A 20,021-nucleotide genomic window follows, 5' to 3' on the forward strand; every position below is an offset into this window, starting at 1 on the left:
CCTCATGAGAGGAAAAGAATTATCCGGTATTAGCTCCGGTTTCCCGAAGTTATCCCAGTCTTATAGGCAGGTTGCCCACGTGTTACTCACCCGTCCGCCGCTAACCTTCGGGAGCAAGCTCCCTCAGATTCGCTCGACTTGCATGTATTAGGCACGCCGCCAGCGTTCGTCCTGAGCCAGGATCAAACTCTCCAATAAAGTAGTGTTTGATTAAGCTCTAATTGTCTTTTTAAAAAAGACATTGAATTAACGTTGACTTTTTTGTTGTTCAGTTTTCAAGGAACAATTACAAGTCACCAAAAGCGACTTTTAATAATTTATCATACTGTTGTTATTAAGTCAATGTTTTTTTAAAAATATCTTTTAAAAAAACAGTCCATTTTACTGACTTGAATTAGTATAACAGGACAGATCTATATATGCAAGACTTTTTTCAAAGATTATATATTCATGACTTCTTCAATATAAAGATTCCTACTTTCCTCCAGATTAAGAATTTCTTCAGTATTGATAAATTTTATTAACGGTCTAGTTGGCGATTTATCGTTTATGAATAGAACCTCTCCCACCTTTCCATTTGAGAGCTTAATACTGCTACCAGTCGAAAAGTTAACAATTCCGCTACTTAGTGCTCTCAGAGAAGCTAAATCAAACTGGCCAAAATAATCCTGCTCTAGCATTTCCAGGACTTTAAACGGAGATTGCTTTTTCCGATATAATCGCTCTGATGTCATCGCATGATATGTATCAGCAACCGCGATTATTTTAGCGATTGGATGAATCATACTGCTCTTTAACGAAATGGGGTACCCGCTTCCATCAAGGCGTTCATGATGCTGTAGAACAGCGATTTTCGCCCCTTCCTTTAACAAAGGTAAATCTCGGACCATTTGATAACTATATTTGGGGTGATTTTTTACCTCAGAATATTCCTGGATAGTTAAAGCGGCACTTTTTTGCAAGATTCTTGGGTTGATTTTGGCCATTCCGCAGTCAGCTAAGGTCCCAGCTAATGCTGTCTGAACAATCTCTCCTTTAGAATATTTAAGCTTCTCCGCAATAAAACCACTTAGTAAACCCACTGCAACAGCATGCTGATAAGGATATCTTTCTACTGTTGAATAATGATGCAAGGAAAAAATCTCGACTGATTTCTCCAACCCTTCATTCAATAATGGTAAAAGTAGCTGTCTGACTGTTGTTATTTCAATGGGAATTCCAGATTGCCAGAGCTGAAATTGCTTATGATATTCCTCTGCAGTATAAAGAAATAGAGAAATAAAATCCTTCCCACCGTTTTCACTCTGCGTAAAATCAGTTGCTTTTTTTACTATTTCCTCCAGGATGACTTCTACAGGAACAAATGGCTCACCCGAAATAAGCGTTTTTTCGACCTGAACAGTATGAATTAGAAATAATTTCATTATATCAATCAAATCATTTGTTAATACTGTGTTCTTTTTAACAATCGGATATCCTATCCTACCAAGGATATCTTCCGAGACAATGCAGCCTTCTATTAAATGATCTACTTTGACAAGCATCTCTTCACCTTCAGAAAGTTCGTATTGTCTTTATTTTACTGCGTTTATAAAGTATACTGCAATAATAAAAAAAAGAGAAGCACCGCTAAATGTGCCTCTCTTTTACCTTTTACTCTTCACTTGTATCAGTATTTTCCTCTGCTTGTGCTTCATCAGCTTCTTGTAGTTCAGGGTCATTAGACTCTATCTCTTCCAGCATTTCGTCTGGTTCCATTGCTTCAGGAGATGTCCGCTCTGATTCATCATCTCTTTCAACTAAAGCAACTGTCGCAACATATTCTTGGTCATGTTCATCCAAGCGAATCAGTCTTACACCCTGTGTATTTCTTCCCATTGAGGAAATATCATTAACAGCCATACGGATTAGTACTCCACCTGTTGTGATAATCATAATATCCTCTTCACCATTTACTACCTTCATGGACACAAGACTGCCGTTTTTCTCGGTAATATTGCAGGTTTTAATCCCTTTTCCACCACGGCTCTGTAAACGATATTCAGCTGCCGGTGTTCGTTTACCGTAACCATTTTGGGTAACAATCAGAACCTCTGAGTCTTCCTCAAGTACTTCCATACCAACAACCTCATCATCCTCATTCAAGGAGATACCTTTAACACCCGAGGCTGTTCTACCCATTGAACGTACATCTGTTTCAGGGAAGCGAATTAAGAGACCATTTTTCGTTCCAATAATCATCTCTTTATTTCCATCCGTTAAACGAACAGAGATAAGCTCGTCCCCTTCTCTTAGATTCAAGGCGATTAAGCCACTATTCCGAATATGGGCAAAGGAGGATAGTGGTGAACGCTTTGAGACTCCGTGCTTTGTAGTAAAGAATAAGAACCAATCATCCTCGAACTCAGAAACAGGAATAATGGCATTTACCCATTCATCCTTTTCTATTCCAAGCAGGTTAATAATTGGGATTCCTTTTGCCGTCCGACTATATTCTGGAATCTCGTACCCCTTCGCACGATACACCTTCCCTTTGTTTGTGAAGAATAGAATCGTATCATGGGTTGAAGTCGTAATTAAATGCTCGACGAAATCATCGTCATTTGTTCCCATTCCTTGAATACCCCGTCCACCTCTCTTTTGTGAGCGGTAAGTGGATACAGGGAGTCTCTTGATATAATCATTATGTGTTAGCGTAATAACGACGTTTTCGCGTGGAATTAGATCTTCATCTTCAATATCTTCAATTCCACCTGAAACGATTTCAGTGCGTCGTTTATCATTAAAACGCTCTTTAATTTCAGTTAGCTCCTCACGAATAATCTCAAGGATTTTCTCATCATCTGCCAAAATAGCCTTTAGTTCAGCAATTAGTTTAACAAGCTCTTGATATTCCTCTTCGATTTTTTCGCGTTCCAAGCCGGTTAAGCGCTGGAGTCGCATGTCAAGAATGGCCTGTGCCTGCTTTTCTGACAAGTTAAAGGTAGTCATTAAGCCTTCACGGGCAATATCCGTTGTTCTTGAACTCCGAATAAGATTGATGACTGCATCAAGGTTATCAAGGGCAATTCGTAACCCTTCTAAAATATGGGCACGCGCTTCCGCTTTACGCAGTTCAAATTCGGTTCTTCTTCTAATGATTACTCGTTGGTGATCAAGATAATAAACAAGGCATTGCTTTAAATTCAGAACCTTTGGCTCGCCGTTCACAAGGGCCAGTAAATTAACTCCGAAGGTTGTTTGTAAAGCTGTATGCTTATAGAGATTATTTAATAAAACATTGGCATTCGCATCCTTGCGAACCTCAATGACAATTCGCAGCCCCCTGCGGTCCGATTCATCGCGAAGGTCTGTTATGCCATCAATTTTCTTTTCACGTACAAGCTCCGCAATTCTTTCAATCAGCTTCGCTTTATTGACTTGGTATGGTATCTCATTAACAATGATTACTTCTTTACCATTCGATTTTTGTTCAATTTCGACCTTTGCACGAACCTTAATTGTACCTCTGCCTGTTTCATAAGCCTTTCGAATACCGCTGCGACCAAGAATTAAAGCACCTGTTGGGAAATCCGGGCCGGGAATAATATCAATTAGTTCTGGAATCGTAATTTCAGGGTCACGGCTGACTGCAAGTACCCCGTCAATCACCTCGCCAAGCTGGTGTGGTGGGATATTAGTTGCCATTCCAACTGCAATTCCGGAGGTACCATTAACAAGAAGGTTAGGGAATCGAGATGGTAATACAACCGGTTCCTTTTCTTCACCATCATAGTTATCCTGATAATCAATCGTGTCTTTATTAATATCTCTTAATAGTTCCATTGAAATCTTAGACATACGTGCTTCTGTATAACGCATCGCTGCCGCTGAGTCACCGTCAATCGAACCAAAGTTTCCATGACCGTCAACCAGCATATAGCGCTGGTTAAAATCCTGTGCCATTCTAACCATCGTTTCATATACAGCTGAATCACCGTGCGGGTGATATTTACCGATAACATCTCCAACGATACGGGCTGATTTTTTAAATGGTTTATCGGAGTGCATACCAAGATCATGCATGGCATACAATATCCGGCGATGAACTGGCTTTAATCCATCCCTTACATCCGGAAGGGCACGGGATACAATGACACTCATCGCATAATCCAAGAAGGATGTCCGCATTTCCTGACTGATATTAATCTCTTTTACCTTTGAATTTGGCGTTTCAGACAATTTATAAACCTCCCTTTTATGAAACGACATTCGTCGTTCCTGGGTCGAAATTTATTTATCATATACATTCACAGACCGTAAAAACGGCCGCAAAGCCCCAGTTTCTTTCGAATAACCATGAAAGCGGGATAGAAACATCTCTATCCCGGCTGATTAAAAGACTGCGAAATATCTACTTTTCATGCCACATTTAACGGATAATTTGCTTACAAATTATCGAAGCCCTCTTTATATATCAAGGTTTTTAACATATAAAGCATTTTCTTCAATAAACTGACGGCGAGGTTCTACTTTATCGCCCATCAGCATTTCAAAGGTTTCATCCGCTTCAATCGCATCTTCTAAGCTTACCTGCAGGAGAGTTCGAGTTGCCGGATCCATTGTGGTTTCCCACAGCTGTTCAGGATTCATTTCTCCTAATCCTTTGTAACGCTGCACATTTGGCTTTTGGTTAGGTGGGAATGTTCCCATCACTTCCTCCAGTTGCTTTTCGTTATAGGCATACTCAACTCTTTTTCCATGCTGTATTTTATATAACGGCGGCTGGGCAATATATATATAACCCGCTTCAATGATTTGTCTCATATAGCGGTAGAAGAATGTTAATAAAAGTGTCCGGATATGGGCACCGTCAACATCGGCATCTGTCATGATAACAATTTTATGATATCTCGCTTTAGAAATATCAAAATCTTCTCCAATTCCGGTTCCAGCAGCTGTAATCATAGCCCGAACCTCATTGTTTGATAGAATCCGATCCAGACGTGCCTTCTCTACGTTTAAGATTTTCCCTCTTAAAGGCAGAATCGCTTGGAAATGGCGGTCGCGTCCCTGCTTGGCGGAACCGCCTGCAGAGTCACCCTCAACAATATAAATTTCGCTGATAGCTGGGTCTTTAGAAGAACAGTCAGCAAGCTTTCCAGGCAGACTGGAAACCTCTAGGGCACTCTTACGCCTTGTTAGCTCGCGGGCCTTTTTCGCAGCCAATCTAGCTCTTGTCGCCATTAAGCCTTTTTCAACAATTTTCTTAGCCACCGAAGGGTTTTCTAGTAGAAACTTCTCAAAGTGATCCGCAAAGATAGAATCGGTAATCGCTCTTACTTCCGAATTGCCAAGCTTTGTTTTTGTTTGTCCTTCAAATTGCGGGTCTGGATGCTTAATGGATACAATCGCAACCAAGCCTTCTCTAACATCCTCACCCGATAGATTTGTTTCACTTTCCTTAATCAGCCCATTTTTTCTTGCATAATCATTGATTACCCTCGTTAGAGCCGTTTTAAAGCCGGATTCATGTGTGCCGCCCTCATAGGTGTGAATATTATTGGCAAAGGAGTAGATATTTCCTGTGTAGCTATCATTATATTGAATAGATACCTCAATCGAAATTCCCTCGCGTTCTCCCTCAATATAAATCGGCTCTTCATGAAGAACTTCCTTTGTGCGGTTTAAATGTTCAACATATGATTTAATACCACCTTCGTAGTGGTATTCCGCCCTTTTACTTTCAACGCGTTTATCTTCAATCGTTATCAATAAACCTCTGTTTAAAAAGGCTAACTCTCTAATTCTCGTTGCAAGTACATCATATTCAAATTCCGTTGTTTCCTTGAAAATTTCCGGGTCTGGTGTGAAGTGAATGATTGTACCTGTTTTATCTGTTTCTCCAACAATGGCTAAGTCGGCGCAAGGTACGCCTCTGTTAAATTTTTGATAGTGAATATGACCCTCAAGGTGGACAAAAACCTCTAATTCAGTTGAAAGAGCATTAACAACCGAAGCACCCACCCCGTGCAATCCACCGGAAACTTTATAGCCTCCTCCGCCGAATTTACCACCAGCGTGAAGCACGGTTAAAATTACCTCAACTGCTGGGCGACCAGTTTTTTCTTGAATTCCAACAGGTATTCCACGCCCATTATCCGTTACAGTAATACTATTGTCCTTTTCAATTACTACGTTAATTTCTGTACAATAACCGGCCAATGCCTCATCGATACTATTATCAACGATTTCCCATACTAAATGGTGGAGGCCTTTTGCACTTGTTGAACCAATATACATTCCGGGGCGTTTTCTTACTGCCTCAAGACCTTCTAGGACTTGTATTTGGTTGGCATCATATGCTTGTTCAGGAACTGCATTTTGCTCCATTGCCATAACAGTCACCTACACTTTCCTTTGGTGTTGATTACGTATTCTTTTTTATTGAAAAATCGACTTTTACTGGTCATGATCAAATTCGCCCGTCGAATTTGCGTCTGGATTTTTATCGAGCTCGCTCGATAAACTACCTTAAAAAATCCGTGACATCCGCCGGAGGCTTAACTTCATTCAGCCTGGGTTTATACCCCCACTAAATCGAAGTGCCATTTGCCTTCATCTCCCACTTATAGAAGGGGAGAATTTCTGCTGAATGAAGTTAAAACGATCCTTCACGATGAAAATTTTTCTGAAGGAAATAAATAATCATAAAAAGGTTAATCTATAATAAAAAGTCATAGACAAAAAAAGCTTCGTCAAGACTTTGAAATGAACTGCTTCAACACATTTGTCAGTCAGATAAGGCCCACTTTTGCGAACGTTTCTTTAATGTACTAGAAGCTAACGGGGAAAAGTAGAGTTGCTCAGTAGTTACAATAACGGATTTGAAGGATCCTTTAATTAAATGCTCTGATTGATTCTTATATTGCTGTAAAAAATCATCCATGTTTGTTGAAGAAGTAAAACTATTTTTATCTATGATAGCAATGATATCCTTTGTTTTTACAATGGTTTCCTCTCCAAAATGAATATACAATTTTCCACCTCACTGAATCTTTTCTATCGTTCCATTTTTCACATAAAAGGTTGACGCTTCTTTCAGGGTTTGATGATCAATCCCCTCCACACTTGTTGTTGTGACAAAGGTCTGCACCTTTCCTTGAATGGTATTTAGCAAATGGGATTGCCGGAAATGATCTAACTCTGATAGTACATCATCTAGTAAAAGAATAGGATATTCTCTAATTTCATCATGAATGAGCTCAATTTCTGCTAGTTTAATCGATAAGGCAGTGGTTCGCTGCTGCCCCTGTGAGCCAAAGGTTTGAACATCACGACCATTCACAAAAAAAAGAAGGTCATCCCGCTGAGGACCAAATAATGTAACTCCACGGTCAATCTCTCTCTGTTTTACTTGAGTATATTTATTTTCGTAGATACTTTTCATTTTCGACAAATCTTGTTCTTCTGATACATCAACAGAGGGTTTGTATTTTATTTTTAATGTTTCCAAGCCCCTTGATATGCCTTCATGAATGGGCGTTGCCCATTTTTGCAGCAAATGGAGAAATTCAAAGCGTTTGGATAAAATTTTTACTGCCATTTCAATAAATTGCTCGGTTAAAATATCGAGCATGGTTTCATCCTTTTGTTTCTTAGTCTGAAGCTGTTTTAAGTAATGATTACGCTGTTGTAGAACCTTGTTTAACTGGCTAATGTCATGCAGATAGACAGGCGAAATCTGCCCTATCTCCATATCAATAAAACGCCGTCTAACTTGTGGACTGCCTTTTACAAGATTAAGGTCTTCCGGTGCGAACATGACCACATTCATATTCCCGACATATTGACTGAGCTTTTTTTGCTCAATATGATTACATTTTGCCTTTTTGCCCTTTTTTGAAATGATCAGCTCCATGGGTAAGGCACCATTATGCTTTTGAACCCTACCTTCTATTTTAGCATAATCTTTATCCCAAAGAATAAGTTCTTTATCATTGGAGGTTCGATGAGATTTAGCCATTGCTAAAACATAGATGGATTCCATCACATTTGTTTTCCCATTGGCATTTTCACCTAGTATGACATTCACTTTGTTTTCGAACTGAATATCAAGCTCTTCATAATTTCGATAATTTTTCAGCTGCAATTGTTTGATAAACATTCAATTCATCCTTTGGAAAATGATCACCCTATTGGAGGATGTATGTGTCAAGACCAAGGATCTCAATTTTATCGCCGGAACGAAGCTTTCTGCCCCGTCTTTGGTCTTTTTCTCCGTTGATGAGTATTTCGTGCTCACTTAAGAACCACTTCGCCATTCCGCCGGTTGCTATAACATCTGCAGCTTTTAGAAATTGGCCAAGTGTAATATACTCGGTCTCAATTTTGATTGTTTTCATCTTGTTTCCACTCCGTCATCCATAATATCTAATACTTCATTTTACTAAATATTTACGAACTATTCAAAGGTATCAGGAACCATTTTTCATGTTTTTACACGAAAAGCCGCCGTTTGAAGCGGCAGCTTTAAAAAATGTAAGGATTTTTGCTAGGAAATCTTAATAGGTTCGTACAGGAAGAATTAACTGCAGGATCGACTCGTCATTGATTGGCTGGATAATGAATGGTCTCATCGCTCCAGTAAAGCTTACTTTAATTTCTGTGCCTTCTAAAGCCTTTAATGCATCCATCATATATTTTGCACTAAAGGAGATTTTCAATTCTTCTCCCTCAACAGAAAGACCCTTTATTTCCTCGACAACCTTTCCTACCTCAGGAGTATTCGATGAAATTTCAACAATTTGATCTTCAAGCGTTGATAGCTTCACCACATTATTTCGGCCTTCTCTTGCTAATAATGAAGCACGGTCAATCGCTTGTAAAAATTCTTTTGTTTGCAGAACAATTTCTGTTTTGCTTTCTGTTGGAATCAGTCTAGAAGTGTCAGGATAATTACCCTCTAATAGTCTCGAGAAAAACAATAGATGCTTCGCTTTAAATAAAATTTGATTTTCGGTAATGACAATATCAATCAATTCGTTGTTGTCAGCGAGGATTTTGCTTAATTCATTCAAGCTTTTTCCTGGAATGACGACATTGTAATGGGCAGCAGAATCTATTTCTACTTTGGCTTTTCTTAATGCAAGACGGTGACTATCTGTTGCAATACAGTTTAGTTCGCTGTTTTCAACCTTCCAGTTGACACCTGTCAAGATTGGGCGTGTTTCTGAGGTGGACACTGCAAAGGATGTTTGGCGAATCATCGCTTTTAGTAAATCTGTTGAGATTTTAAATACGTTTTCTTCTTCAATTTGTGGAAGATGTGGATACTCATCTGCATCAAGGCCAATTAAATTAAATTCAGAGTTACCAGAACGGATGACTGTTTGTAAATGGTTTTGGACTTCGATTTCAACCGTATCAGAAGGTAGTTTTCTCACCATTTCACTGAAAAACTTGGCTTGCAGAACAATGGCACCTGCTTGTTTAACCGTTACGATTTCTTTATCATCTTCTTCTTTTGGAATAAAGGATTCTATTGAGACATCAGAATCACTGCCGGTTAACGTAACACCTTCATCTGAAGCTACTATCTTAATTCCTGTCAAAATAGGAATAGTGGTTCTACTGGTGACGGCTTTCATAACATCCTGGACACTTTGGACTAAGTGATCCCGTTGGATTATAAATCTCATTATTTTTAATCCTCCGTTTTAGGCTAATTTATATATATATTTTTTTATTAAAAAGAATAATAGTAATAGTAGGGCCTGTGATTATGTGGATAACCCTAAGTAGGTAAGGAAACACAGCCTATCCACATGTGGATAGACTGTGCACGAATTCAGCAAAGTTATTCACACTATTTTTCTGCTTAAAGGTTAAAGTAGAGTTGATTTTGGAACAATTGAATAAAAGAAATAGTAGAATAGCTGTAAAAATTAAACCTTTAATTCCTCTTGTATATCTTTTACTTCCCTTTGCAGTTGAGAATCTGATTGAAGCAGCTTTGAAATTTTTTCATGAGCATGAATCACCGTTGTATGGTCACGTCCACCAAATTCTTCACCTATTTTCGGTAATGAAAAATCAGTCAGCTCCCTTGATAAATACATGGCAATCTGCCTTGGAAATGCAACGGATTTAGTTCGTTTTTTTGCTTTGAAATCCTCTAGCTTCACATTATAGTGCTCGCCAACTACTCGTTGAATCTCTGGAATCGTAATGATTTTAGGCTTCGAAGTAGGAATGATATTTTTCAGTGCCTCTGCTGCTAAATCTGCATTAATATCTTTATTAACCAATGAAGAATAAGCGACGACTCTAATTAGTGCACCTTCCAGCTCACGGATATTCGAATCAATTTGGTTTGCAATATACAGCATGACCTCATTTGGAATCTCAAGTCCATCTGCTTTAGCTTTTTTACGTAGAATAGCAATCCTTGTTTCCAAATCAGGTGGCGTAATATCTGTAATCAGTCCCCATTCAAAGCGTGAGCGCAGCCGTTCCTCAAGGGTTGGAATCTCCTTTGGCGGGCGATCGCTAGAGATGACAATCTGCTTACTTTCTTCATGAAGCGTATTAAAGGTATGGAAAAATTCTTCTTGTGTTGATTCTTTTCCAGCTAGGAATTGAATATCATCAATTAAAAGCACATCGACATTTCGATACTTATTTCGAAACTCCTCTGCCTTGTTATCTCTAATAGAATTAATAAATTCGTTCGTAAACTTTTCCGAAGATAGATAGACAACCTTTGCGGAAGGATTATGGTATAAAACGTAATGGCCAATAGCATGCATTAAGTGGGTTTTTCCGAGACCTACCCCTCCATAAATAAATAAGGGATTATAGGCTTTTGCAGGTGCTTCAGCTACAGCAAGTGAGGCAGCATGGGCAAAACGATTTCCCGATCCAATAACAAAGGTATCAAAGGTGTTCTTCTCATTCAGCATACTAATTGGGAATTCCGAATGATGATCAACCTTTTTCGTATCTTTAGGAGGAGACGGCAGTTTTTCCCCTTTTTCAGTCTGGCTTTGCGGAATAATGAATTTGACCGTAAACTCTTCCCCGGTAATTTCATAGAGCACCCCGGTAATGAGCGGAGAATACCGTTCTTCAAGCCAATCTCGAGCAAATTCATTTGGAGCAGTTACAACTAAAGAATCTCCTTGAAGGGAATGGGCCTTCGTAGCTTTTAACCATGTATCAAAGCTAGGCTTTGAAACCTTCTTCTCAACATTAGCTAATATACTATTCCAAAGATCCGAAATATTTTCCAACAGTTATCCCTCCTTTACTCTCGTTCGCATAAAAAACAATAGGTTATACGGTAATGTACAACCTATAGATAATCTATATACGAAATGATGATTGTGGATAAATATATTAATAAGGAAATAATATAACCTTTCGACAATATCCACTACATGTGGACAACCTTTATTAACCTAAGTGGATAACTTATTCACAACTTATCAACAGATTGTGGATAAAGACGTTTTGTGGATAACTTGCTAAGGGTGAAAACACAAATATAATATCAAATAAATGCTAGCTATGCAACGGTTTTTGAGAGTTTATCCACAAGCCGAACAAGTTGTGATTAACTAATGTCCACAGGTAGTGGTTATGTGAAAAACCTGTCAATATATGTTGTGGATAACGAGAAAAACTGTCGAAAAGAATCCACAAATAATCATGAGAAAGGTAAAATTCAAGGAAACACCCTGTTAGTGAAAAAATATTTTTTCACTAACGTTCTTGTGATGCCTACCCTTTCCGGTTATAATTCAGAAGGATAAAAAGCATCCTATATCCAATTATCATTTATATTATTTTTAACGTTGAGCTGGAACGAGATTCACGGTAATATTTGGGGGTAGAAAAATTATTTATGTGGGGTTATACTATTAAGAGTGTTGACATTTTTAGAACACCCTATATATAATTAGAATACTGTCTTTAAAGAGCAATTCCTCGAGGGAGGTGTCATATAATGAAAAGAACATATCAACCTAAAAAACGTAAACATAGCAAAGTTCACGGATTTCGTGCACGTATGAGCAGTTCAAACGGACGCAACGTTTTAGCTCGTCGTCGTCGTAAAGGAAGAAAAGTATTATCTGCCTAGACCACTGAAATGTCAGTGGTCTTTTTTCTCATTAATTGATAAAACAAACAGCATTGGTCTCTAAAATTATCTGCCAGGAAAGTTTCTGAACATGCAGAGTGGGAATAATGAATATAGAGGTCACTCCTTTAACGAATGTAAATGTAGGTGGATCCAGGATGAGAAAAGAGTATCGAGTAAAAAAAAATACGGATTTTCAAGAGGTGTTTAAAAAAGGGAAATCCGTTGCCAATAGACAGTTTGTTGTCTATACATTAAAGAAACATGAGCAAAAGCATTTTCGAATTGGTTTGTCTGTCAGTAAAAAGGTTGGCAATGCCGTGACTCGAAATCGAATTAAACGATATATACGACAGGCTTTTCACGAATTTGATGGGTTTATACATAATGATATTGACTATATTATTATTGCCCGAAGACCGACTGCTGAAATGGATTTTTCTGAGATTCAAAAGAGCCTTACGCATGTCCTGAAGCTGGCAAAGGTCTTTGTGAAGTCGCAGGAACCAAGGAAAAATCGTGAGGATGTAACTGAAAAGTAAATTTCTGCTTATATTTTTTTATATTAAAAGCGTTTACTAATAAAAGATGGTAAAATGGTTTAGGTTGGACATCTAGTGGATAAGAAATGAGCGTGTGACCTAACTTGAACAAGCAGCCATTCCTTTGTAGACTCTATTTAGTGCTTCCAAGGAGCTGGAGAATTGTTTCTTATCAAACGTGAAATTTCATAAAAAATACCTTTTGTGCTTTAAGGAGGAAAAAACGGTTGAAAAAGCGAATATTTTTATTGATCGGCTTAGTTTTTGTGGTGGCCCTTTTAGCTGGCTGTACAGAGACAAATATCCCGATTACTTCTGAAAGCGAAGGCTTTTGGAACCAGTATATTGTATATCCGCTTTCATTATTCATTGTGAAAGTTGCTGAATTTGCAGGTGGTAGTTTCGGGCTGGCGATTATTATCGTGACAATTATTCTAAGGCTAGTTATTTTGCCGCTAATGATCAAACAAACGAAAAGTTCTAAAGCAATGCAGGCGATTCAGCCTGAGCTACAAAAGCTGAGAGAAAAGTACAGCTCTAAAGACCAAAAGACACAGCAAAAGTTACAACAGGAAACAATGGAATTATTCCAAAAATATGGCGTCAATCCACTTGCGGGCTGTTTACCGCTTGTTGTCCAAATGCCAATCCTAATCGGTATCTATCATGCCATCATGAGAACACCGGAGCTACAGGAGCATGCGAACTTTCTATGGTTCGACCTTGCCGCACCGGATCCAATCTACTTATTACCAATCATTGCTGGTGTGACAACGTTCATTCAACAAAAAATTACAATGGTCGGAATGGAAAACAATCCGCAAATGGCGATGATGCTTTGGCTCATGCCGATTATGATCGTTGTATTTGCTATAAATTTCCCAGCAGCTCTTGCGCTTTACTGGGTAGTAGGTAACTTATTTATGATTGTTCAAACATATTTCATTAAAGGGCCGGACTTAAAAGCAGCAGCGGCCAGTAAATCGGGAGGAGCAAAAAAGTGAGACAGGTTACTGCTACGGGACAAACTGTCAAAGAAGCAGTTGAATCGGCTTTAGCTCAATTACAAGCAACAGAAGATCGTACAGAGATTTCGATTATTGATGAAGGCAAAAAAGGTATTTTTGGAATCTTTGGCTCACGACCTGCTGTTGTAAAGGTTTCGGTCAAAATAGACCCGATCGAGGAAGCAGAAAAGTATTTGTTAGATGTTTGTGGGAAAATGGGCGCTCCTATTTCGATTGATGTGGAAAAAAACGGAAAGCAGGTAAAAATGAAGCTTTCCGGTGAAAAAATTGCCATGCTTATCGGCAAAAGAGGACAAACGCTTAATTCCCTACAGTATTTGACCCAGCTGGTGATCAATCGTTTTTCTAATCAATATTTAAATGTCATCCTTGATGCGGAAGATTATCGTGAGAGAAGAAACGAGACGTTAATTCATTTAGCTGAAAAACTGGCGCAAAAGGCCGTTAAAACGGGAAAGGAAGTTGCACTAGAGCCTATGCCTTCCTATGAGCGTAAGGTTATTCACACTGCGTTAATGGATAACAAAAAAATAAAGACGTTCTCAAGCGGCGTTGATCCTCATCGACATATTGTGATTGCGCCGAATAAATAATTAGTTTCTTTCAAAAAGCTGAACCCTTTGGGATTCAGCTTTTTTTCTCTATCTTTGTAACAATGATAGAAAATAGTGAAAAAGTTGACTGTCTATTATTAAATGGGAAATAATATTCTCTTTAGGAAATTTCCTTAACCTATAGAAAAGTGCTTTGTTGTTATTCACATGTGGATAAGTTAAAATAAAATAATGGGTTTAAAGAGCTGTGTATAAGTATAAGAAGTTCTTTTTCGTGCTAACAATGGTAGTGGATAACTCAAAGCTCATAAGGTTGAGCTTTTACGAAAAAACGGATAGATTTCAGCAAAAGGTGCTTTTGCTTTTTTTGAGAGAGGTGAAAAGAAGTGGAATTTGATACGATTGCAGCAATTTCGACTCCAATGGGAGAGGGAGCGATTGCGATTGTCCGCTTAAGTGGAGACCAAGCTTTTTCTATCGCAGAAAGGCTTTTTCGAGGTGTGAGTGGAAAAAAGATCACGGAACAGCCATCACATACGATTCATTATGGCCATATTGTCGATCCGAACACAAATGAGGTCGCAGAAGAGGTTATGGTGTCGATTATGAGAGGACCGAAGACTTTTACAAAAGAGGACGTTGTCGAAATTAACTGCCATGGCGGCTTAGTTTCGGTGAATCGAGTGCTGCAGCTTTGTCTGAAAAACGGTGCTCGAATTGCAGAGCCTGGAGAATTTACAAAAAGAGCCTTCTTGAATGGTCGGATTGATCTATCGCAGGCTGAAGCAGTGATGGATTTGATTCGTGCGAAAACGGATCGGGCTATGAATGTAGCTTTAGGTCAAATGGAGGGCAGGCTGTCTAAGCTGATCACAAGGCTTCGTCAAGAGCTGATTGAAACATTAGCGCAAATTGAAGTGAATATTGACTATCCTGAATATGACGATGTGGAAGAAATGACTCATAAGATGCTGAGGGAAAAGGCCTCTTATGTGAAAAAGGAAATTGAGCATTTATTGCAAACCTCCTCACAGGGCAAGATTCTCCGCGAGGGCTTGTCAACGGTCATTGTCGGTCGTCCGAATGTAGGGAAATCTTCGCTTTTGAATAGTCTAGTTCAGGAAAATAAGGCCATTGTGACAGATATACCGGGTACAACCCGTGATGTTATTGAGGAATATGTGAATGTCCGCGGTGTTCCGTTACGGCTGTTAGATACGGCCGGGATACGTGAAACGGAGGACATTGTCGAGAGGATTGGTGTTGAGCGATCACGGCAGGTGTTAAAGGAAGCTGACCTCATTTTGCTTGTTTTAAATTATTCTGATGAATTAACGCAGGAGGATGAAAACCTCTTTGATGTTGTCAAAGGTATGGATGTTATTGTCATTGTGAATAAAACAGATCTTCCGCAGAAAATCGATATGGACCGTGTGAAGGCGTTGGCTAGCCATCATAAGCTGATTACAACGTCGCTCGTTGAAGAGAAAGGGATTGAGGAGCTTGAAGAAGCCATATCGGATCTCTTCTTTACAGGCTCTATTGAGGCAGGAGATATGACTTACGTATCTAACAGCCGTCATATTGCGCTATTAGACCAGGCATATACAGCTATTAATGATGTATTAGAGGGAATTGAGATCGATACTCCGGTTGATATCATTCAAATAGATTTAACGAGAACGTGGGAACTGCTGGGGGAAATTATTGGCGAGAGCGTTCAAGACAGTTTAATCAATCAATTATTTTCACAATTTTGTTTAGGGAAATAGAAAAGCGGAGGCGCCTTGCTCAGCCGCGACCAGCTTAAGGCGATTCGGGGAGAAGGTTGTCCTTTAACCTTCTCATCGAAGTGCCTTAAGACCTCGAGCGGCTAGGCGCTGTAGCTAGACCAATAGAAAAGCGGAGGCGCCTTGCGGGGCACCTCGAGATGCAAATTAGTTTAGGAGGCAACACCAATGCAATATGATGCAGGTAATTATGATGTGATTGTGATTGGAGCAGGGCATGCAGGCTGTGAGGCAGGGCTTGCTGCCGCCCGCCTTGGTGCTAAAACACTAATGATCACAATCAACCTCGATATGGTCGCTTTTATGCCATGTAACCCATCTGTCGGCGGTCCGGCTAAAGGAGTTGTCGTAAGGGAAATTGACGCACTTGGCGGGGAAATGGGTAAAAATATTGATAAAACCTATATTCAAATGAGAATGCTGAACACAGGTAAAGGCCCAGCCGTGCGTGCATTACGGGCACAGGCTGATAAGGTTTCCTATCAGTATGAAATGAAGAAAACCCTTGAAAATGAAAAGAACTTAACCTTGATTCAAGGGATGGTTGAAAACTTAATTGTCGAAGACGATGTATGTAAAGGGGTCGTTACGAAAACCGGGGCTGTGTATCAAGCCAAAACCGTCGTGATTACAACAGGCACGTTCCTACGCGGTGAAATTATTCTTGGGGAATTAAAATACTCCAGCGGACCGAATAACCAACAGCCATCCATCAAGCTTTCCGAGCATTTAGAGGAGCTTGGTTTTAATCTCGTTCGTTTTAAAACAGGTACCCCACCAAGGGTTAATAGTAACACGATTGATTATAGTAAAACGGAGATTCAGCCAGGTGATGATGAACCGCGTGCCTTCTCTTATGAAACAACAAAGTTTATTACGGATCAGCTGCCATGCTGGCTTACGTACACAAATGAACAGACTCATAAAATTATTGATGAAAACCTTCACCGTGCACCTATGTTCTCCGGAATGGTAAAAGGAACAGGAGCACGCTATTGCCCTTCCATTGAGGATAAGATTGTCCGTTTCAATGATAAGCCAAGACATCAAATTTTCCTTGAGCCTGAAGGGCGGAATACAGAAGAAGTATATGTTCAGGGTCTATCAACCAGTATGCCTGAGGACGTTCAGCATCGAATTTTACAATCCATCCCAGGCCTAGAAAAGGCGCAAATGATGCGGGCTGGCTACGCGATAGAATATGATGCCATGGAGCCTTCACAGCTGTGGCCAACACTAGAAACAAAGAAAGTGAAAAATCTATATACAGCTGGGCAAATTAACGGGACGTCAGGCTATGAGGAAGCAGCGAGTCAGGGCTTAATAGCTGGAATTAATGCTGGTTTAAATGTACTTGGCAAAGAAGAATTAATACTAAGCCGCTCCGATGCCTACATCGGTGTCTTAATCGATGACCTGGTGACAAAGGGGACGAATGAGCCATACCGTTTATTGACTTCAAGAGCGGAATACCGCTTGCTGCTTCGCCATGATAATGCCGACCTGCGTCTTACTGAATACGGCCACAAAATTGGTCTTATTTCCGAGGAACGTTACGAACGCTTTACGAAGAAAAAGGAAGCCATTGAGGCTGAAATTAACAGGCTTCGGAACCTCATTCTGAAGCCCAACCAAGAAGTTCAAGGATTAATTAAGAGTGTAGGTGGAAGTGAGCTGAAGGACGGTATCCGAGCATCTGATTTATTGAAGCGTCCTGAAATGAGCTATGAGCTTATTGAACAGATTGCGAAGGGTGATATCGAGCTTGGTCCTGAAGTAAAAGAGCAAGTAGAGATTCAAATTAAGTATGAGGGCTATATAGAGAAGTCATTGCAGCAGGTAGAGCGGTTAAAGAAAATGGAAGATAAGAAGATACCGGAAAATATCGATTATCAATCTATTTCAGGACTTGCCACAGAAGCAAGGCAGAAGCTAGAAAAGATTCGTCCGCTATCACTTGCCCAGGCATCGAGAATTTCAGGCGTGAATCCTGCTGATATTTCTATCCTGCTTGTTTACTTAGAGCAAGGGAAAATTGCCAGGGTGTCCAACGAATAATGAAGAGTAAATCAAGCCAAGAGTATGAAAGGGTTTATCGATGAATACAGAACAATTTATTAAGCTGCTTGCGGAGAAGGGAATATCCCTTACTACTAAACAAATCGAACAATATGAAACCTATTACAGGTTGCTTGTGGAATGGAATGAAAAAATGAATTTAACAGCGATTACGGATAAGGAGGATGTCTATTTAAAGCATTTCTTCGATTCCATCACTGCTGGATTTTACTTCAATTTTGACCAAGAGCTAAAGGTTTGTGATGTCGGTGCTGGTGCAGGATTTCCCAGCATCCCAATAAAAATCGCCTTTCCGAAAATCCATGTCACCATTGTCGATTCTCTTAATAAAAGAATCCATTTCCTCGAGCATTTGAGAGAGCAGCTTCAGCTCGAGAATGTACGATTTATTCATGACCGTGCGGAAACCTTTGGTCAGTTAAAGGACCATCGAGAAGCCTATGATGTCGTGACAGCCCGAGCAGTAGCGAGAATGTCGGTATTAAGTGAGCTCTGTCTTCCTCTAGTGAAGGTTGGCGGAACCTTTATTGCGATGAAGGGTGCGAGCGGAAGTGATGAGCTTCAGGCGGGGAAAAAAGCCATCACATTATTAGGTGGTGCAGTAAAAGAGTCCTTCTCCTTCTCTTTACCGTATGAAGAGAGCGAACGAAATATCTTTTTGATAAGGAAAGAAAAGCAGACACCAAAGAAATATCCACGTAAACCGGGTACACCTAATCGAAGCCCTATTGAATAGAGTTACTTTTTCCTGTCAAATATGGCATAATTCATTTATGAATGATTGTTTTTTTACTATAGCTATTAATATAGGGCTTGGTTTGTCTGTTAATTAGGTCTAGTCTAGGTGAATAAAGACGGACGACTAATGACAACCAGGCTTGAATAAGAAAATAGATAACTTAGCTTACGAAGGAAACGGTAAGGTACTTATTTCCTTTTGGGTAACAGAAGGACTTATCGTTTTCTTCAAGAATAAGTATTTAGGGAGTTTCGTAAAGGTGGTGTAGGGTGATGAAGCATTCTTTTTCACGCTTTTTTGGCCTCGGCGAAAAGGGAGATCGGTTAGGGATGGAGAATTCGGCTGATGCTGATCTTGATGAAATTGTAGAAAATGAAGAAATAAAAAAAATTCCAATCGATCAAATTGTACCAAATCGTTTTCAACCAAGAACCATTTTTGATGACGATAAAATTGAGGAATTATCCCGTACGATTCATACGCATGGGATTATTCAGCCAATTGTGGTAAGAGAATTTGGACAGGGTACTTACGAAATTATTGCCGGTGAACGCCGGTGGCGGGCAATGAAAAAACTTGGTTGGGACGTCGTTCCGGCCATTATTAAAAACTTTAATGATACAGAAACAGCCTCAGTTGCGCTAATTGAGAACCTTCAGCGGGAGGAGCTTTCCCCGATTGAGGAGGCAATTGCCTATGGGAAACTGCTAGAGCTTCATCAATTAACACAGGAGGCACTGGCTCAGAGGCTTGGAAAAGGGCAGTCAACGGTTGCGAATAAGCTGCGACTGCTTAAGCTGCCACAAGAAGTACAGGATGCTTTATTGAACAAAACCATTACAGAGAGACATGCCCGTTCACTCATTCCGCTTAAGAATCCGGAAAAGCAAGTGAAGCTATTGGAAGAAATTATCGAAAAGAATCTGAATGTGAAGCAGACGGAGGACCGTGTTGCGAAATTGCTGGAGCAGTTGGTTGTGAAGCCGAAGCCAAAACGAAAGGCCTTCAGCAAGGATATGCGAATTGCTGTTAATACTATTCGGCAATCATTATCAATGGTTACAGACAGTGGAATTAAGCTTGATACACATGAAGAGGAACATGAGGAATACTATCAATTTACTATAAAAATACCAAAGAAAAATAAATCTAAATGAGGTTTGAG

The 20,021-nt window shown here is 39.7% G+C and carries 16 protein-coding genes and 1 rRNA gene (1 of these 17 running past the window's edge); 8 read left to right on the plus strand and 9 right to left on the minus strand.

The window, feature by feature from the left end:
• The 9 genes from BQ5321_RS02725 to dnaA form a co-directional block, all read right to left on the minus strand.
• Window positions 1-198, minus strand: a 16S ribosomal RNA gene (locus BQ5321_RS02725) (it extends 1,353 nt beyond the left edge of the window).
• Window positions 199-440: 242 nt separating this feature from the next.
• Window positions 441-1,544, minus strand: coding sequence for an HD-GYP domain-containing protein (locus BQ5321_RS02730; RefSeq protein ID WP_071393102.1), 1,104 nt, complete (start codon window positions 1,542-1,544; stop codon window positions 441-443).
• Window positions 1,545-1,653: 109 nt separating this feature from the next.
• Complete coding sequence (gene gyrA / locus BQ5321_RS02735; protein ID WP_234978449.1) at window positions 1,654-4,170, minus strand: DNA gyrase subunit A; 2,517 nt, start codon at window positions 4,168-4,170, stop codon at window positions 1,654-1,656.
• Window positions 4,171-4,449: 279 nt separating this feature from the next.
• On the minus strand, window positions 4,450-6,372 hold the full coding sequence (gene gyrB / locus BQ5321_RS02740) for a DNA topoisomerase (ATP-hydrolyzing) subunit B (protein WP_071396749.1): 1,923 nt from the start codon (window positions 6,370-6,372) through the stop codon (window positions 4,450-4,452).
• A gap of 400 nt (window positions 6,373-6,772) precedes the next feature.
• Window positions 6,773-7,018 carry an extracellular matrix regulator RemB gene (remB, locus tag BQ5321_RS02745; RefSeq protein ID WP_071393104.1) on the minus strand — a complete coding sequence of 82 codons (246 nt, stop codon included), beginning with the start codon at window positions 7,016-7,018 and terminating at the stop codon, window positions 6,773-6,775.
• A 9-nt stretch (window positions 7,019-7,027) separates the two neighbouring features.
• Window positions 7,028-8,146: a DNA replication/repair protein RecF gene (recF, locus tag BQ5321_RS02750; protein WP_071393105.1), complete on the minus strand. Its 1,119-nt coding sequence runs from the start codon at window positions 8,144-8,146 to the stop codon at window positions 7,028-7,030.
• 28 nt (window positions 8,147-8,174) lie between these two features.
• The gene (yaaA, locus tag BQ5321_RS02755) at window positions 8,175-8,384 is read right to left on the minus strand and encodes a S4 domain-containing protein YaaA (protein ID WP_071393106.1); all 210 of its coding nucleotides are present in this window, start codon (window positions 8,382-8,384) and stop codon (window positions 8,175-8,177) included.
• 159 nt (window positions 8,385-8,543) lie between these two features.
• Complete coding sequence (dnaN, locus tag BQ5321_RS02760) at window positions 8,544-9,680, minus strand: DNA polymerase III subunit beta (RefSeq protein ID WP_071393107.1); 1,137 nt, start codon at window positions 9,678-9,680, stop codon at window positions 8,544-8,546.
• Window positions 9,681-9,926: 246 nt separating this feature from the next.
• Complete coding sequence (dnaA, locus tag BQ5321_RS02765) at window positions 9,927-11,273, minus strand: chromosomal replication initiator protein DnaA (protein ID WP_071393108.1); 1,347 nt, start codon at window positions 11,271-11,273, stop codon at window positions 9,927-9,929.
• 716 nt (window positions 11,274-11,989) lie between these two features.
• Between dnaA and rpmH the strand changes: the two genes are divergently transcribed.
• From rpmH to noc, 8 genes are all read left to right on the plus strand, one after another.
• On the plus strand, window positions 11,990-12,124 hold the full coding sequence (rpmH, locus tag BQ5321_RS02770; RefSeq protein ID WP_071393109.1) for a 50S ribosomal protein L34: 135 nt from the start codon (window positions 11,990-11,992) through the stop codon (window positions 12,122-12,124).
• 158 nt (window positions 12,125-12,282) lie between these two features.
• Window positions 12,283-12,666: a ribonuclease P protein component gene (gene rnpA / locus BQ5321_RS02775; protein ID WP_071393110.1), complete on the plus strand. Its 384-nt coding sequence runs from the start codon at window positions 12,283-12,285 to the stop codon at window positions 12,664-12,666.
• Between the two features lie 227 nt (window positions 12,667-12,893).
• A complete protein-coding gene (spoIIIJ, locus tag BQ5321_RS02780) occupies window positions 12,894-13,670 on the plus strand; it encodes a YidC family membrane integrase SpoIIIJ (protein ID WP_071393111.1) in 777 nt (258 codons plus the stop codon).
• Window positions 13,667-14,287, plus strand: coding sequence for an RNA-binding cell elongation regulator Jag/EloR (gene jag, locus BQ5321_RS02785; RefSeq protein ID WP_071393112.1), 621 nt, complete (start codon window positions 13,667-13,669; stop codon window positions 14,285-14,287). Before spoIIIJ ends, jag begins: the two co-directional genes overlap by 4 nt.
• Before the next feature lie 347 nt (window positions 14,288-14,634).
• Window positions 14,635-16,020 (plus strand): tRNA uridine-5-carboxymethylaminomethyl(34) synthesis GTPase MnmE, encoded by a 1,386-nt coding sequence (gene mnmE / locus BQ5321_RS02790; protein WP_071393113.1) that lies wholly within the window; start codon window positions 14,635-14,637, stop codon window positions 16,018-16,020.
• A 186-nt stretch (window positions 16,021-16,206) separates the two neighbouring features.
• Complete coding sequence (gene mnmG / locus BQ5321_RS02795) at window positions 16,207-18,096, plus strand: tRNA uridine-5-carboxymethylaminomethyl(34) synthesis enzyme MnmG (RefSeq protein WP_071393114.1); 1,890 nt, start codon at window positions 16,207-16,209, stop codon at window positions 18,094-18,096.
• A gap of 40 nt (window positions 18,097-18,136) precedes the next feature.
• Entirely contained in the window at window positions 18,137-18,853 is a 717-nt protein-coding gene (rsmG, locus tag BQ5321_RS02800; RefSeq protein ID WP_071393115.1) for a 16S rRNA (guanine(527)-N(7))-methyltransferase RsmG, read from the plus strand.
• Window positions 18,854-19,128: 275 nt separating this feature from the next.
• Window positions 19,129-20,013: a nucleoid occlusion protein gene (gene noc / locus BQ5321_RS02805; RefSeq protein WP_071393116.1), complete on the plus strand. Its 885-nt coding sequence runs from the start codon at window positions 19,129-19,131 to the stop codon at window positions 20,011-20,013.
• Window positions 20,014-20,021 lie beyond the last annotated feature (8 nt).

Source organism: Bacillus tuaregi (assembly GCF_900104575.1).
GTDB classification, from domain to species: domain Bacteria; phylum Bacillota; class Bacilli; order Bacillales; family Cytobacillaceae; genus Bacillus_BD; species Bacillus_BD tuaregi.

Bases quoted from the DNA above. Each gene is read 5' to 3' on its own strand.
- rnpA (WP_071393110.1), top strand. From the start codon at position 12,283: ATGAGAAAAGAGTATCGAGTAAAAAAAAATACGGATTTTCAAGAGGTG.
- BQ5321_RS02730 (WP_071393102.1), bottom strand. From the start codon at position 1,544: ATGCTTGTCAAAGTAGATCATTTAATAGAAGGCTGCATTGTCTCGGAA.
- gyrB (WP_071396749.1), bottom strand. From the start codon at position 6,372: ATGGAGCAAAATGCAGTTCCTGAACAAGCATATGATGCCAACCAAATA.
- dnaN (WP_071393107.1), bottom strand. From the start codon at position 9,680: ATGAGATTTATAATCCAACGGGATCACTTAGTCCAAAGTGTCCAGGAT.
- rsmG (WP_071393115.1), top strand. From the start codon at position 18,137: ATGAATACAGAACAATTTATTAAGCTGCTTGCGGAGAAGGGAATATCC.
- yaaA (WP_071393106.1), bottom strand. From the start codon at position 8,384: ATGAAAACAATCAAAATTGAGACCGAGTATATTACACTTGGCCAATTT.
- rpmH (WP_071393109.1), top strand. From the start codon at position 11,990: ATGAAAAGAACATATCAACCTAAAAAACGTAAACATAGCAAAGTTCAC.
- noc (WP_071393116.1), top strand. From the start codon at position 19,129: ATGAAGCATTCTTTTTCACGCTTTTTTGGCCTCGGCGAAAAGGGAGAT.
- mnmG (WP_071393114.1), top strand. From the start codon at position 16,207: ATGCAATATGATGCAGGTAATTATGATGTGATTGTGATTGGAGCAGGG.
- gyrA (WP_234978449.1), bottom strand. From the start codon at position 4,170: ATGCGGACATCCTTCTTGGATTATGCGATGAGTGTCATTGTATCCCGT.
- recF (WP_071393105.1), bottom strand. From the start codon at position 8,146: ATGTTTATCAAACAATTGCAGCTGAAAAATTATCGAAATTATGAAGAG.